The 14649-nt window shown below is 68.9% G+C and carries 12 protein-coding genes; 8 read left to right on the top strand and 4 right to left on the bottom strand.

Features of this window, described 5'->3' with window-relative positions; all coding sequences use genetic code 11:
* Nucleotides 1-229: 229 nt before the first annotated feature.
* Nucleotides 230-1036, top strand: coding sequence for an RDD family protein (locus ACFXKA_RS01660; protein ID WP_379425376.1), 807 nt, complete (start codon nucleotides 230-232; stop codon nucleotides 1034-1036).
* 96 nt (nucleotides 1037-1132) lie between these two features.
* Here ACFXKA_RS01660 and ACFXKA_RS01655 read toward each other — a convergent pair whose 3' ends face one another.
* Nucleotides 1133-2275 (bottom strand): citrate synthase 2, encoded by a 1143-nt coding sequence (locus tag ACFXKA_RS01655; protein ID WP_354830844.1) that lies wholly within the window; start codon nucleotides 2273-2275, stop codon nucleotides 1133-1135.
* A 101-nt stretch (nucleotides 2276-2376) separates the two neighbouring features.
* On the opposite strand from ACFXKA_RS01655, the gene pdxH reads away from it, so the two are divergent.
* The 5 genes from pdxH to ACFXKA_RS01630 all read left to right on the top strand — a co-directional run bounded on the left by pdxH (nucleotide 2377) and on the right by ACFXKA_RS01630 (nucleotide 8093).
* Entirely contained in the window at nucleotides 2377-3102 is a 726-nt protein-coding gene (gene pdxH / locus ACFXKA_RS01650) for a pyridoxamine 5'-phosphate oxidase (RefSeq protein WP_379425375.1), read from the top strand.
* Nucleotides 3103-3208: 106 nt separating this feature from the next.
* Nucleotides 3209-4492: an MFS transporter gene (locus tag ACFXKA_RS01645; RefSeq protein ID WP_379425374.1), complete on the top strand. Its 1284-nt coding sequence runs from the start codon at nucleotides 3209-3211 to the stop codon at nucleotides 4490-4492.
* Between the two features lie 187 nt (nucleotides 4493-4679).
* Nucleotides 4680-5993: a citrate synthase gene (locus ACFXKA_RS01640; RefSeq protein ID WP_354830853.1), complete on the top strand. Its 1314-nt coding sequence runs from the start codon at nucleotides 4680-4682 to the stop codon at nucleotides 5991-5993.
* 235 nt (nucleotides 5994-6228) lie between these two features.
* Nucleotides 6229-7434 (top strand): GNAT family N-acetyltransferase, encoded by a 1206-nt coding sequence (locus ACFXKA_RS01635; protein ID WP_379425373.1) that lies wholly within the window; start codon nucleotides 6229-6231, stop codon nucleotides 7432-7434.
* A gap of 269 nt (nucleotides 7435-7703) precedes the next feature.
* The gene (locus ACFXKA_RS01630; RefSeq protein WP_379425877.1) at nucleotides 7704-8093 is read left to right on the top strand and encodes a YccF domain-containing protein; all 390 of its coding nucleotides are present in this window, start codon (nucleotides 7704-7706) and stop codon (nucleotides 8091-8093) included.
* A 1-nt stretch (nucleotide 8094) separates the two neighbouring features.
* On the opposite strand, the gene ACFXKA_RS01625 is transcribed toward ACFXKA_RS01630, so the two are convergent.
* Nucleotides 8095-8532 (bottom strand): MarR family transcriptional regulator, encoded by a 438-nt coding sequence (locus ACFXKA_RS01625; RefSeq protein ID WP_354830859.1) that lies wholly within the window; start codon nucleotides 8530-8532, stop codon nucleotides 8095-8097.
* A 109-nt stretch (nucleotides 8533-8641) separates the two neighbouring features.
* Here ACFXKA_RS01625 and ACFXKA_RS01620 point away from each other — a divergent pair, with 109 nt between their 5' ends.
* On the top strand, nucleotides 8642-8884 hold the full coding sequence (locus ACFXKA_RS01620; protein WP_354830862.1) for a DUF2530 domain-containing protein: 243 nt from the start codon (nucleotides 8642-8644) through the stop codon (nucleotides 8882-8884).
* A 132-nt stretch (nucleotides 8885-9016) separates the two neighbouring features.
* Nucleotides 9017-9631, top strand: a complete 615-nt coding sequence (locus tag ACFXKA_RS01615) for a TetR family transcriptional regulator (RefSeq protein ID WP_354830864.1) — start codon at nucleotides 9017-9019, stop codon at nucleotides 9629-9631.
* A 128-nt stretch (nucleotides 9632-9759) separates the two neighbouring features.
* Here ACFXKA_RS01615 and ACFXKA_RS01610 read toward each other — a convergent pair whose 3' ends face one another.
* Together ACFXKA_RS01610 and ACFXKA_RS01605 are read right to left on the bottom strand one after the other, a co-directional pair.
* Nucleotides 9760-12939: a sacsin N-terminal ATP-binding-like domain-containing protein gene (locus tag ACFXKA_RS01610; RefSeq protein WP_379425372.1), complete on the bottom strand. Its 3180-nt coding sequence runs from the start codon at nucleotides 12937-12939 to the stop codon at nucleotides 9760-9762.
* Nucleotides 12940-13081: 142 nt separating this feature from the next.
* On the bottom strand, nucleotides 13082-14638 hold the full coding sequence (locus ACFXKA_RS01605; protein WP_379425371.1) for a DUF3027 domain-containing protein: 1557 nt from the start codon (nucleotides 14636-14638) through the stop codon (nucleotides 13082-13084).
* Between the last annotated feature and the right edge of the window lie 11 nt (nucleotides 14639-14649).

The raw sequence follows: 14649 nt of genomic DNA, 5'->3' as shown, positions 1-14649 counted from the left end.
GTCCGGCAACCAATTCGCCACCGCCGTTGGTGCAGATGTAATCCATTGTTCCACTGCAGGATTCGCCGCACCAGCTCGAATACGAGCACCTCGGGACGCCGCCGCTGGTGAGCGGATCAGCAATCGCGCAGCGCTCACGGCGTGTCGGATTTCCAGTTCATCCCGAAGGCCGGATTGCTCCAGACTGTAGCCTGCCCGACCGAAACAATCCCTTTTGCAAGGAAACGCATTGACATACCCGAACAACCCGTACCCGCAGCAGCAGCCCGGATACGGCTACCCGCCCGCCGATCAGCCCGCCCCGGGCTACGGTGCGCCCCAGCCCGGCTACGGCGCTCCGCAGCAACCCGGCTACGGCACTCCGCAGCAGCCCGCCTACGGCGCGCCCCAACCCGGTTACGGTGCGCCCCAGCCCACGTACGGGGCTCCGCAACCCGGCTATGACGCCCAGTCTCCCTACGGGACTCCGCAGCAGCCCGCGTACGGCGCGCCCCAACCCGCCTACGGCGCAGCACAACCCACGTACGGGGCGCCGCAGCCCAGCTATGCGCCGTTCGGAGGGTACGGGGCACAGTATGCGAGCTGGGGCGCACGAGTGGGCGCGACCCTGATCGACGGCCTGATCTTCGGCGTGCCCTCGGGGATCCTGCAACTCATCGCGAACACCGCGGGCACCTCGAAGGTGCATTGCACCGTCAGCCCCGGCAGCTACTACACCAGCTGCACCGGCGGCGGCTACAACGCCTTCGGGTGGATCCTGTGGCTGCTGGGCCTCGTGATCAGCCTCGGCGGCTTCCTGTACCTGCGGTACCTGGAGGGCACCACCGGGCAGACCATCGGCAAGAAGGTCGTCGGCATTCGACTGATCCGCGAAAGCACCGGGCAGCCGGTCGGTTTCGGCCTGGCGATCGGCCGCAGCCTCCTGCACTTCATCGACGCCCTGCCCTGCTACATCGGCTTCCTGTGGCCGCTGTGGGACGACAAGAAGCAGACCTTCGCCGACAAGATCGTCAGCACCACCGTCGTGAAGGGCTGAGAGCAACCCGGGACTGGGGGGTGGCCCGGGGACGGATGTGAAAAACGGTGGCCCGCAGCGATTCTCGCTGCGGGCCACCGTCGTGTTCGAACCGGATTACTTGTGCGACACCAGATCCCAGCCCGGGACGGCGTCGGGCTTGCGCGGGGCCGGGCCGGTGTAGATGGCGGCCGGGCGGACCAGCTTGCCCAGCTTCTTCTGCTCCAGGATGTGGGCACACCAGCCGGCGGTGCGGCCACAGGTGAACATGGCGGGCATCATGTGCGCCGGGACCTCGGCGAAGTCCAGGATCACGGCGGCCCAGAACTCGACATTGGTCTCGATGGCGCGGTCAGGGCGGCGCTCGCGCAGCTCGGCCAGGGCGGCCTGCTCCAGGGCGGCGGCGACCTCGTAGCGCGGGGCGTCGAGGCGCTTGGCGGTGGCGCGCAGCACGCGGGCGCGCGGGTCCTCGGCCCGGTAGACCCGGTGGCCGAAGCCCATCAGCTTCTCCTTGCGGTCCAGGATGCCTTTGACCAGAGCCCGTGCGTCGCCGGTCTTCTCGACGGCTTCGATCATGGGCAGCACACGGGCCGGGGCGCCGCCGTGCAGCGGGCCGGACATGGCGCCGATGGCGCCGGACAGCGAGGCCGCCACGTCGGCGCCGGTGGAGGCGATGACGCGGGCGGTGAAGGTGGAGGCGTTCATGCCGTGCTCGGCGGCCGACACCCAGTAGGCGTCGATGGCCTCGATGTGGCGCGGGTCCGGGTCACCCTTCCAGCGGGTCATGAACCGCTCGGTAATGGTGGCCGACTCGTCGATCTTCGCCTGCGGCACGGCCGGCTGGTAGATGCCGCGCGCCGACTGGGCGACGTAGGACAGCGCCATGACCGAGGCCCGGGCGAGGTTCTCGCGGGCGGTGTCGTCGTCGATGTCGAGCAGCGGCTCGTAGCCCCAGATCGGGGCCAGCATGGCCAGGCCGGCCTGCACGTCGACGCGCACGTCGCCGGTGTGGATGGGGAGCGGGAACGGCTCGGCGGGCGGTAGGCCACGGCCGAATTCGCCGTCGACCAGCAGGGCCCACACGTCACCGAAGGTGACCGAGTTGCCGACGAGGTCCTCGATGTCGACGCCGCGGTACCGCAGTGCACCGCCGTCCTTGTCGGGTTCGGCGATATCGGTGGTGAAGGCCACCACACCCTCGAGACCGCTCACGAAGCCGTCGGGGACGACCGAGCTTGGTACCGCAGCGCTGGCAGTCATGTTGTGACTCTCCTTGCAAAGTCGGGCCGCCCGATCTTTGGGCAGCCACGCCGATCAACTGGAGCTTAACCCCCGCATTACTCCGGAGTAACGTCTGCCCCATGGTTGACCAGGAGAAATTCGCCACGCCCGACATCGACATGGCTGCCCTGCGGGTCGAGTACGGAGTCGATCAGGGCGACAACCATCCGGGCCCGGAAACCGACCTCGACGAGACCTGGCTGTCCGACGGCTGGGAGCCGTTGCTGCGCAACTGGATCGAGGACGCGACCAGCGCGGGCATGACCGATCCGAACTCGATGGTGCTGAGCACCGTCGAGGTCACCGAAACCGGTCCGCGGCCCGCGTCGCGAACTGTCCTGTGCAAGGGGCTTTCTCCCGAAGGTGTGACTTTCTACACGAATTACGAATCGTTCAAGGGCCGCCAGCTGACCCGAACCCCGTATGCCTCGGCCACTTTCGTGTGGCCCGCCATGGGCCGGCAGGTCACCGTGCGCGGGCCGGTGCGGCGGGTCCCGGCCGAGGCCACCGAGTTGTACTGGCAGTCCCGTCCGCGCGGTTCCCGGCTGGGCGCGTGGGCCTCGGAGCAGTCGCGGCCTATCGCCTCCCGTGCCGAATTGGACCGGCAGATGGATGCGACGGCCGCCCGGTTCGCCGAGGTCGGCGACATCCCGGTGCCGCCGTTCTGGGGCGGCTTCCAGATTCAGCCGGAGACCGTGGAGTTCTGGCAGGGCCGCCGCAGCCGCATGCACAACCGCATCCGGGTCACCGTCGAACCGGGCAATACCGACGTGTCGGTCATGAAAGTCGAACGCCTGCAACCCTGACCGACTCGCGCCGGCCCGAAAGAGTTGGATATCTCACGTTCAAATGGTGGGATGATCGGCCCAAAATGCCTTCCCAAGCGATCGTCGGCGTCGCTACGTTGGGCCGGTGAAGCTGCTCGCCGACATAACTCCATTACGGAATCCTGACTACCGGAGGCTCTGGACCACCGGCGTCGTCACCGTGATCGGCGCACAGCTGTCCGTCGTAGCCGTCCCCAAACAGCTCTACGACATCACCCACAGCTCTTCGTATGTCGGCCTGGCCGGGCTGTTCGGCCTCATCCCGCTCATCGTGTTCGGCCTGTGGGGCGGCGCGCTCGCCGACGCCATGGACCGCCGCAGAATGCTGCTCGTCACCAGTGCGGGCACCGGCCTGACCTCGCTGGCCTTCTGGGCGCAGGCCGCCGCCGGGCTGAACAATGCCTGGCTGGTGCTGATCCTGTTCTCGGTGCAGCAGGCGTTCTTCGCCATGAACCAGCCCGCGCGTAGTGCCATCTACCCCCGGCTGCTGCCGCCCGAGCAGCTGCCCGCGGCCAATTCGCTGAGCATGACGGTCATGCAGTTCGGCGCCATCGCCGGACCCGTGCTGGCGGGCATGCTGATTCCGTTCGCGGGCCTGGCCACGCTGTACCTGGTCGACTCCATCGCGCTGCTGGCCACGCTGTGGGCCACCTGGAAACTGCCGCCCATCCCGCCGCACGGCGAGACCCGGCGCGCGGGCCTGCGCGAGGTGTTCGACGGTTTCGCCTATCTGGCCACCCAGCGCATCCTGCTGGCCTCGTTCGCGGTCGACGTGGTGGCCATGGTGTTCGGCATGCCGCGCGCCCTGTTCCCGCAGATCGCCCAGGACAGCTTCGGCGACACCGCTTCCGGCGGAACGGCTCTGGGCCTGCTGTTCGCGGCCATGTCGGTGGGCGCGGTGCTGGGCGGGGTGTTCTCCGGCTGGCTGTCGCGGGTGCGGCGGCAGGGTCTGGCCGTGGTGGTCTGCATCGTGCTGTGGGGGCTGGGCATGGTCGGGTTCGGCCTGGCCGTGGGCCTGGTCGGGCACGGGCTGAGCATGACGCTCGCGCTCTGGATCGCGCTGGCCTGCCTGGCTTTCGGCGGCGCGGTGGACATGTTCTCCGCGGCCCTGCGCACTACCATGCTGCAGTCGGTGGCGACCGACGAGATGCGCGGACGACTGCAAGGGGTCTTCATCGTCGTCGTGGCGGGTGGACCGCGCATCGGTGATGTTGCGCACGGTTTCGCGGCGGCGGCGGTGGGTACCGCGACAGCTGCGGCCGGCGGTGGCGTCCTGGTCGTGATCGGCATGATGATCGCGGCCGTGGCGTTTCCGGCGTTCGTTCGATACCGGGTGGCACGTGCGTATTCGGAGGTGCAGCTCGCGTGATGTCGCGGGGTTCATGCCCATAGCACATGACCGCCGCTCTCCTCACCTGCGAACGATGTGACTGTGAGGTAGCAAAGAGCCACCCTCATTCGTGGGGCGTAGTGGACAGCGGCTAGCGTTGACTCGAGCGCATCGCACGCCGACCGTGTCCGATGCCTACGGTTACAAGCCTGAGAGGGATCCTTCCGTGCCCGCTGAGAACATCATCAACGTCGACGACGACGCCAAGCCGGTACTGCAATACCCGGGCGGCGAGTACCCGATGACCGTCGCCAAGGCTGTCGAGGGCAATGACGGAATCGACCTGGGCAAGCTGCTCGCCAGCACCGGGTACGTCACCTATGACCCCGGTTTCATGAACACCGCCTCGACCAAGTCGGCCATCACCTATATCGACGGCGAGGCGGGCATCCTGCGCTACCGCGGGTACCCGATCGAGCAGCTGGCCGGCAAGTCGACCTTCATCGAGGTCAGCTACCTGCTGATCTACGGCGAGCTGCCGACCCAGGCCCAGCTCGACGACTTCACCAACCGGATCCGCCGGCACACCCTGCTGCACGAGGACCTGAAGCGGTTCTTCGACGGCTTCCCGCGCAACGCGCACCCGATGCCGGTGCTGTCCTCCGCGGTCAACGCGCTGTCGGCCTACTACCAGGACTCGCTGGACCCGCGCGACCCCGAGCAGGTCGAGCTGTCCACCATCCGACTGCTCGCCAAGCTGCCGACCATCGCGGCCTACGCGTACAAGAAGTCGGTCGGCCAGCCGTTCCTGTACCCGGACAACTCGCTGTCGCTGGTGGAGAACTTCCTGCGGATGACCTTCGGCTTCCCGGCCGAGCCCTACGAGGTCGACCCGGAGATCGCCGCGGCACTGGACATGCTGCTCATCCTGCACGCCGACCACGAGCAGAACTGCTCGACTTCGACTGTGCGCCTGGTGGGTTCGTCCGACGCCAACCTGTTCACCTCCGTCTCCGGCGGCATCAACGCGCTGTGGGGCCCGCTGCACGGCGGCGCCAACCAGGCCGTGCTGGAGATGCTGGACGACATCAAGGCCAGCGGCGGCGACGTCAAGGAGTTCGTCCGCAAGGTCAAGAACAAGGAAGACGGCGTGAAGCTCATGGGCTTCGGGCACCGCGTCTACCGCAACTACGACCCGCGCGCCACGCTGGTCAAGCAGGTCGCGGACAACATCCTGGCCAAGATCGGTGGCGACGACCAGCTGCTCGACATCGCCAAGTCCCTCGAAGAGGCCGCCCTCACCGATGAGTACTTCATCGAGCGTCGCCTGTACCCGAACGTCGACTTCTACACCGGCGTCATCTACCGGGCCATGGGCTTCCCGACCCGCATGTTCACCGTGCTCTTCGCCATGGGCCGCCTGCCGGGCTGGATCGCCCACTGGCGCGAGATGCACCGGGAGCCGCTGAAGATCGGCCGTCCGCGCCAGATCTACACCGGCTACGGCGAGCGCGACTACGTGCAGATCAACGGTCGCTGACCCCGACGGGCCTTGTGCCCGAATGGCTTCCGACGAACCCCGCCGCAACGCATCGTTGCGGCGGGGTTTTTCGTTCACAAGCTCTTGTTAAGAATCTCGCTGGGGTGCGACGGCAATCTTGTTCCCGTGAGATGGAAACGATCTCAGTTCCGGTGCCACCTGCCGCGGCGGGGGCGGCAGGTGGCACCGGAGAAAATCGGGTGCGAGGACCGGTAATACGTGGGATGTTCGGGGTATGGCATCGACGAATGGCATTACCGTGCGTTCGGCGCGGGCGGACGAGCGGGCGGAAATCCTCCGGCTCTCGGAGATCTGCTTCGGGATGCGGGTCGGCCCGGCCGATCTGGAATTCGGCGGCGACGTCTTTCCGACCGAGCGGGCCCTGGTGGCCGTGGACGGCGATCGCATCGTCGGGCACACCAACGACCGCACCATGACCGTCACCGTGCCCGGCGCGCGCACCGTGCAGGCCTGCGGCGTCAGCAGCGTCGTGGTCGCGCCCACCCATCGGCGGCGCGGCATACTGCGGGCGCTCTACACCGAGCAGCATCGGCGCACCGAGGCCGAGGGCATACCGCTCACCATCTTCACCGCCAGCGAGGGCACCATCTACGGCCGCTTCGGCTACGGCCCGTCCATTGTCGAGAACGAGATCTCCGTGCGCGGGCGCACCGCCGAATTCCGTTCCACCACACCGGATCCCGGAGGGGTGCAGGTCGCCGACCTGGAAGAGGCGAAGGTCCGGTTGCCCGAGATCTACGACCGCTGGCGGCGGCTGGTCCCCGGCGCGCAGGTACGGCCCGCAGCCCGCTGGCAGCAGCGGTTCTTCGCCGACGCGGTACAGAACGAGGAGAGCTCACCGCAGTTCTTCCTGATCCATCCGGACGGCTACGCCATCCTGCGGCGCGCCTGGCACGCGGACAAGAACACCGCCACGGTCCGCGAATTGCGGGCTGTCACACCGGAAGCCCATGTCGCGCTGTGGCGGGTGCTGCTGAGCCTGGATCTGGTGGACACGGTCGAGGCCACGCTGAGCGATAACGATCCGCTCCCCTACCTGGTCACGAATCCGCGTCTGGTGCGCGTCACCGGCCGCCACGACGCGCTGTGGACCCGCGTCATGGACGTCCCCGCCGCTCTCACCGCCCGCACCTACCAGCGGGATCTGGATGTCGTGCTGTCCGTGGACGATCCGTTCCGCGACGCGGGCGGCAGCTTCGCGCTGCGAGTGCACGACGGCATCGCCGAGTGCGCGCCCACCGGCCGCACCCCGGATCTGGAACTCGGTATCGATGTACTCGGCAGCCTCTACTTCGGCGCGTACCGGGCCCGGGTCTTCGCCGCCGCCGGCCGGATCCAGGCCAAGGACGCGGCCGTGCTGCGCGCATTCGACGAGGCGTTCGCCGCCGAACGCGACGCCGAACTCGGCTGGTTCTTCTGAGTCGACTGACGAAAACGGCTGCCGGGTCCGGCGCGGCGTTGGAACCGGAATATTCCTTTGCTCTAAATGCGCTCCAGATTCTTTCCTTGCCAAAAAGATGGATAGAGCTGCATAAGTTTAGATAGCACAGTATTAACTATGGTCAATTCTTCAACCCGCCTTTCGGGGCATTTCACCCGATTCGGGCGGGGCCACCCCGGGCGAGAGTTCAGGGTTTTCCCGGTGGTGGGTGAGCACCGGACGCTGGCATGCTGGGATACGTGAAACCCATCCAGTTGATACTCAACGTCCTGTGGCTCGTGCTGGTCGGATTCTGGATGGCCGTCGGCTATGTCATCGCCGGGCTGATCTGCTGCGTGCTGATCGTGACCATCCCGTGGGGCGTCGCGTCCTTCCGCATCGCCAACTTCGTGCTCTGGCCCTTCGGCCGGGAAGCGGTGGAGAAGCCGAGCGCGGGCGTGGGCTCGATGCTCGGCAACATCATCTGGATCGTCGTGGCGGGCTGGTGGCTGGCGCTGGGTCACCTGATGACCAGCGTCGCCCTCGCCGTCACCATCATCGGGATCCCGTTCGCCTGGGCCAATCTCAAGCTGATCCCGATCTCCCTGTTCCCCCTGGGCCGCGAAATCGTGGACAGCGACCGGCGTTTCGGCTACTGAGTCACTCGGATTCGTCGACGATCTGCTTCATGATCCCGACCGCCTCGGCGAGCACCCCGACCTGGGCGGGGGACAGCCGGGACAGCTGATCGGTCATCCAGGCCTCGCGGGCCTGGTTCTCGTCGGCGATCAGGGCCCGCCCGGCGTCGGACAGCGACACGATGATCTGCCGCCCGTCGGTGGGGTGCGGATTGCGTTCCACCAGATCCATTTCCGACAGCGAGGCGATGACCCGGGTCATCGACGGCGGCTGCACCCGCTCCTTGGCGGCCAGCGTGCCCGGCGTCATGGCGCCCTCCCGATTCAGCGTGGCGAGCGCGGACAGCTGGGTCAGCGAAATCTGGGCATCGGCCCGCCGGCCCCGCAGATGCCGAGTCAAGCGCACCACCGCCAGCGAAAGTTCACCGGCGAGCGCTCGAATGTCGGAAGGCGTTGTCACAGAGGCAAACGATACGGGACCGCCCGCGCGGGAGTCGGCTGTTCCGGTGCGTGGGGGCCGGCCGCCCCGGCGCGCCACCCGGACCGGCCCCTGCCCTTAGTCTGGTGGGGTGACCACGCCGCCCGTTCCGGAGATTCCCCCGCGCTTCACCGATCCGCGCCCGGTACTGGCCGTGGGCAGCATCGGTTTCCTGATCGCGACGGTGGCGGTGTGGGCGAACGACGCGTGGGCGACCGCGCGTCCGGTTTGCCTGATGGGCCTGGCGGTGGGTCTGCTCGGCTACACGATCTTCGCGATTCAGCGCCGGAGCGCGCGGCGCGGGGACAAAGGCGCACAGCTCGGTCTGGATTAGCGGGCCCGGGCCCGGATTACCGCTCAAAGCGACTGGTCGGCCGTCCAGAGTGGTCTGGCAAAACGAACTTGCGGACCGTGCGAATTGACTGCACGCGCCTCGGAGGCTTAACTCCCTGGAGTGTCCTCCCGATTGAGCGTCGAAGAACGACGGGCCCACCTTATCGAGGCAGCCATCGGCCTTGCCGAAAAAAAGGGCGTGGCAGGAGTTACCACGCGCGATGTTGCCCAGGCAGCCGGTGTTTCCCTCGGTGTGGTGCATTACTGTTTCGAAAACAAAGATCAGCTGATGACCGAGCTGGTCAAGGCACTCTCGATGGAATTGCGCGATTCCGTCGATGCCAACGAAACGGTATGGCAGGACGTCGGAACCGGAAAAGAAGCGCTGCAACAATTGGTGCGCGCCGGTCTGGAACTCATGTGGCTCAACATCGAAGCCACTCCGGAGCGCCAACTACTCACCTACGAAACCACCACCTACGCCCTACGCGAAGGCGAGCAGACCCCCGCGAAACTCGCCATCGCACGCGAGCAGTACACCTTCAACGACTCCACGGTCGCCGATGTCATCGAACACGCGCGCGAAGCCACCGGCACCTCCTGGACCGTTTCCGTCGACACGCTGTCCCGTTTCATCCTGGCGGCGATCGACGGCATCGTGCTGCGCTGGCTGGTCGACAACGACAGCGCCGCTGTCCGTCAGCAATTGGACGTCCTCGCCACCACCGTGGCAGCCCACGCGGCCTGACCCGGGCCTCCCCCGCTCCGGCGCGGGCACTGTGCAGCATCGCCCGCGCCGGACCCGAATTCGCCTGCCCGCCTGTGTATCTCATCCAGGCCGGGCCCGCGCACGGCCATTCGGGCCGGCGCGCATTCTCAGCGGCGCGAGAAGTTCTGCGGCTGCGCCTGCACGTGGGTGATGTCGCCCTCCCGCCACCACGCGACCGTCACCGTGGCCTCGAACGCACCCGTCAGCCGCACCCGGAGTTCGTCGTGCACCACGAGATCGCCCGCGGGCAGCGGCAAGTCGAACTGCAGGCGCAGCAGCACGCCCAGCGGCTCGGCGGTCCAGCTGGTCTCCCGGCCGGTGCTCACCACCTCCGCCGTCACCGCCTCGGAGGCCAGCGGCAGATCCAGCAGCGTGGCCAGCGGGCGCGCCGACACCAGGTCACCCACGACCAGCCGGTCGGCGGGCAGCGCCGGGCCCAGCCAGGGGCGATCCAGCACCAGGGCGTCCGCGGCCGGGATCACCTCGCCGGTGAGGGCGCGCACCTGACCCGGCAGCACCAGATCCTCGGTGTCCAGGCGGCCCGCGTCGAGCGCCTCGGCCAGATACCGGTACGTCTGTGAAATCGATTCCGGGGTGGGCATTCTCGCCGGATCGGCGAGGGCGTCGAGGAGTTCCTCGGCCAGCGCGGGGGTGAGCACCTCCGGGTCGGCGAGCACGCCGCGCAGCACCGCCAGATCGTTCGCGTCGAAGCCCGGCAGCTGCGGGAGCAGACCCGCGAACAGGGTGTCGTCCGGGTGGCGCAGCAGGCCCAGCGGAATGCCGTCGATGTGCGCGTGATGGCGCAGCCACCAGGCGGTGTAGCCGTCGCGGTCCGCGAGCAGCCGGCGGGTCGTCTCATCGGACAGCAACAGCCGCAGCGCCTCCGGCCATTCGGCGTCGTCCACCAGGTCCAGGTCGCGGACCGCCACCAGTTCGGCCGGATCCTCGACCAGACCCTCCCACCAGGTCTCCTCGTCGTCGAGATGGTGGTCCGGGCCGGTCGGATCCGACTCGGCGACCAGGGTGAAGCTCCAGCCGACACCGATGGCGCGCAGGGCCTCCGGACCGTAGCGTTCGAGCACGCCGGCATCCACGGTGGTGAACGGCGAATCTTCGACGAGCACGCGGGCCAGCGGCGCATCGGGCAGCAGCAGTTCGTCGGCCGGCGTCGATTCGCCGTCGATATCGGGCAATTCGACCAGGCCCAGCCAGGACGGGAGGACACCCGGCGCGGCCAGGGTGGTGGCCGCCAGCTTCAGCACCGCGTCGACGGTGTCCGGATCGCTCGGATCGTCCTCCAGCACCGCCTGCAGCCCCGCGTCATTGAGCAGATCCTCCGGCGTGGCCGGGCGCGCGCCCAGCCGGCCCAGCAGCTCGTGCGCCGCCTCCGGGTGCACCAGACGCGCCCAGTGCACCGGAATCGCCTGTTCCAGACGGTCATCCAGCACCACCGTGCGCGGGCCGGTCACCAGGCGGCCGTCGGTCAGCGGCACCGCCAGCGCGCCCAGTTCCTCCACCGCCAGCGGATCCACCGCGAACGGCTCCAGGGCGTCGTAGAGCGAATACCACCACTGCGGTTCACGTTCCAGGCTGCTCGACAGCTCGGCGATCCGCGCCAGGCCGATCCGGTGCACATCCAGCACGGCGAGAGCATCGGCGTACATGCGGCCGGACAGCTCCGGAATCACCAGCGGGCCGACCATGTCCGCCAGCAGATCGGCCAATTCCACGGTCGCACCGGTGAATACGGTGGCCCGGCGCGGCGAGGCGACATTCGCCCGCGAATCCGCGCCCGGGGTTTCGGTGATCGCCGATTCATTCACAACCATCCCCAGGTCCACTGGGGATGGTTCCTCGAACTCGGCCGAGTCGAAGGTCGCGACCACATCGTGCGGTCCGATGGCGTCGTGGGGTTCGACCGTGTCGCCGGGCGCCTCGTCCTGGGCTGGAAGATCCCACAGCGGCAGGGTTTCCTGCTCCCATGCCGCGCTCGCCTTGGCGGTCGGCGCGGCGGCCGAGTCGACGTCCGGCGCGGCGGCCAGTTCGAGCGCGGCCGCGGTATCGGGATCCCGCGATGCCCGCACCTGATCGGCCTCGGTACCACTGCCGGCTGCCGTCACGCCGAACGCGGCGTCGAATTCTTCTGGCGCCGGGGCATATTCGGCAGCGCGTTGCGGACGGCCGGCGAGAACCGGCAGCCACTCGTTGTCGCGGAGCTCGGCGATCAGGGCCTCGCGGAGCAGGCCGTCCGCCTCGCTGCGGGCGAAGCCGGGAGTGGGGACCAGGACCAGGCGGTCGCGCGGCGGCAGGGCGCGCGCGAACGCGGCGTAACCGGCGGCCAGCGCGGTCAGGTGCGCGCCGGGGAGCAGGCGGCGGCGGTCCGGCTGCATGGGGATGTCGGCGATGAGCAGCGCCGGAATGGACAGCTCCTCATCGGAGCGGGTGGGTGCGCGCAGCACATCGGGGCGGGTGGCGATCGGGCGGCCGTCGCGCACGGGCAGCAGCCAGCGGGCGCGCTCGGTGCGGTACTGCCACCACACGCGCTCATCGGAATTCGAGCCGGTGATCCGCAGTTCCGTGAGGCCCTCACCGAGTTCCCGCTCGGCACTGGCGATCTCGTCGTCACCGATCCGGATGGCGTGCAGCGCGGGCAGTTCCAGCAGCAGATCGGCCGCCTCCGACCGCATCTCCGTGAGCAGGGCGACGGTGTCCACGTGCTCGCGCAACCGCAGCACGATCTCACTGTCGAAGCCGGTCACGGGCTGCTCCGCGGTGGCCCAGGCCAGTCGCAGCGCCGGCGGCTCGAAATCGTCCGGCGTCTGCGGGATCTCGATGCCCTGCGCGCCGAGCAGCGCCCAGGTCTCGGCCCGTGAGAACCGCACCGAGCCGCCGGTCGAACGGAACTCCACCTCGTCCGACACCGTCAGCACGGCGGTGAATCCCACCCCGAACTGCCCGACGGCCGCGGCGTCCGTCTTCCCCGAGGCGCGCAACGCGGTGAGCGCGTGCACGCCCGAAACATCCAGCGGCGCACCGGTATTGGCCACATGCAGGGTGCGGCCGTCCAGCCACACCGCGATCCGCCCGTCGACGCCCGCCTTGGCGGCGGCGTCGGCGGCGTTCTGCGCCAGCTCGGTCAGCAACCGGTCCCGGTATCCAGCCCGGACCAGGTCCGCCTCCGTGGCGGCGTCCTCCCGCAACCGGGTGGGCGACCCGCGCCAGGCGGCCACCACCCCGGCCCGCAGTTCCGCCGTCCCGAACGGATCCCCCGCATCGGTCGCGACCACGCCCTACACCCCTTCCGCACAACCGTTGATGGCACGCCAGAGCCAAGCATCCGGGTATCTCACAGAACTACGGCGCGATCCATCGAAAACCGCACCCGCCGCCGGGAATCCGGCGGCGCTACAACCTATCCGGGCGAGCGCCTCAGCGCGACTCGGCCGAACCGGTCTCGGGCTCCACCCGCACCGCATTCACGGCCCACGCATCGTCGTACACCGCATCCGGATCGCCCGCCTCGAACAACCCAGCCGTGCCGGAATCGTCCGCGGCCACCGACTTCTCGGACGCTCCCGCAGCCTCGCCGTTCTCGGACGGTCCTGCGGCCTCGCCACTCTCGGGCACCACCGGCACAGCGCCGACCTCGGCGTCCGGATCGACCACACCCGCCTGCACATCCGCTTCATCAGCCAGGCCCGTGGCCGAATCGGCATCAGCCGCAACGTTCGTGTCCGCAGCGACCGTGTCGGTCTCCGCGGTCCGAGCCGCGCCAGATTCGTCCGCCTCGCCCGATTCCACCTCGGCCACAGCGCCAAGTTCGGCTTCCACGGCCTCGGTCGTCGCGGCAGCGTCAGCAGTCGCGGGCTCAGCGGCGGCGTCACCGGTCACAGCGGCATCAGCAGTCGCGGCGGGCTCAGCGGCGGCGTCAGCGGTTACGGCGGCGTCAGCGGTCACGGCCGCATCAGCAGTCGCGGCGGGCTCAGCGGCGGCGTCACCGGTCACAGCGGCATCAGCGGTCACGGCGGCGTCAGCGTCGGACGTCGCGGCGGCGGCCGCGTCAGCGTCGGACGTCGTGGCAGCAGTGGTGGCGGCATCAGCGGTCGCGTCGGCGTCCGTCACGATCGGCGTCGAATCGGTGTCGCTCGCAGGCGCTTCCGCACCCGCTACCGCGCCGGATCCGTCTACTTCGCGGTTCCTGACGGATTCCGCTTCCAGCGCGCCGGTTTCGATGCGGAGATCGGCGGTGGGGAACAGGTCCACGGCGGCGTCGTCGTAGGCCTCGTAGAGGGGAGAGCCGCCGCCGGTGGGGAGTTCGACGTCGGAGTGGGCGCCGCAGCCGTAGGCGACGTGGACCACATGGCCGTCGGCGCCCATGGCATTGGCGCAGACGCCGAAGGCAGCGCCCAGGGCGCCGGCCATGCGAACGAAGAAGGCGCAGCGGCCGCAGGTGGACGGGGCGGCGCGGGCCATGTCGGTGTCGGGGCCGTATTCGGAGAACCAGCGGTAGGCGGCCTCCTCGCGGCCCTCGCGGGAGAGCGCCTGGGTGCGGCCGAGCCCGATCTCGAGGGCGACCTCGTCGACGGCCGGGTCACCGGTGGCGACATAGCCGGGCACCAGGCGCGGGTCGCCGGGCGGCGGGGCCAGCAGATCGCCGGGCGCGAGATCGCCGGGGCGGATGCGCTGATCCCACGGGATGAAGTCGGGCGCCACCAGTGCGTCCGGCCCGGGCAGCAGTGCCGACTCGCTCACCGTGGCGGTGGTCGCCTCCGGCGGCGCGGCCACCACGACCGCCCACTGCCAGCCGCGATAGCCGGGCAGCGTCGCCTCGAAGTGATGGGTGGCCGAGGATTCGTCCTCGCCGGTCACGCCCAGATGCGCGCCCACCCCGACCGGTTCCAGGTCCAGGAGCGCACGGCGGGCCAGCTCGACCGCCTCCGCCAGGATCGGCCGCATACCGGACTCCGAAACTCCAACCGCGCTCACGCCCTACATTT

It is taken from the genome of Nocardia sp. NPDC059228 (genome assembly GCF_042754245.1).
GTDB lineage: Bacteria > Actinomycetota > Actinomycetes > Mycobacteriales > Mycobacteriaceae > Nocardia.
Note: the sequence above shows the minus strand (reverse complement) of the source record. Positions and strands in the feature narration are given on the sequence as shown.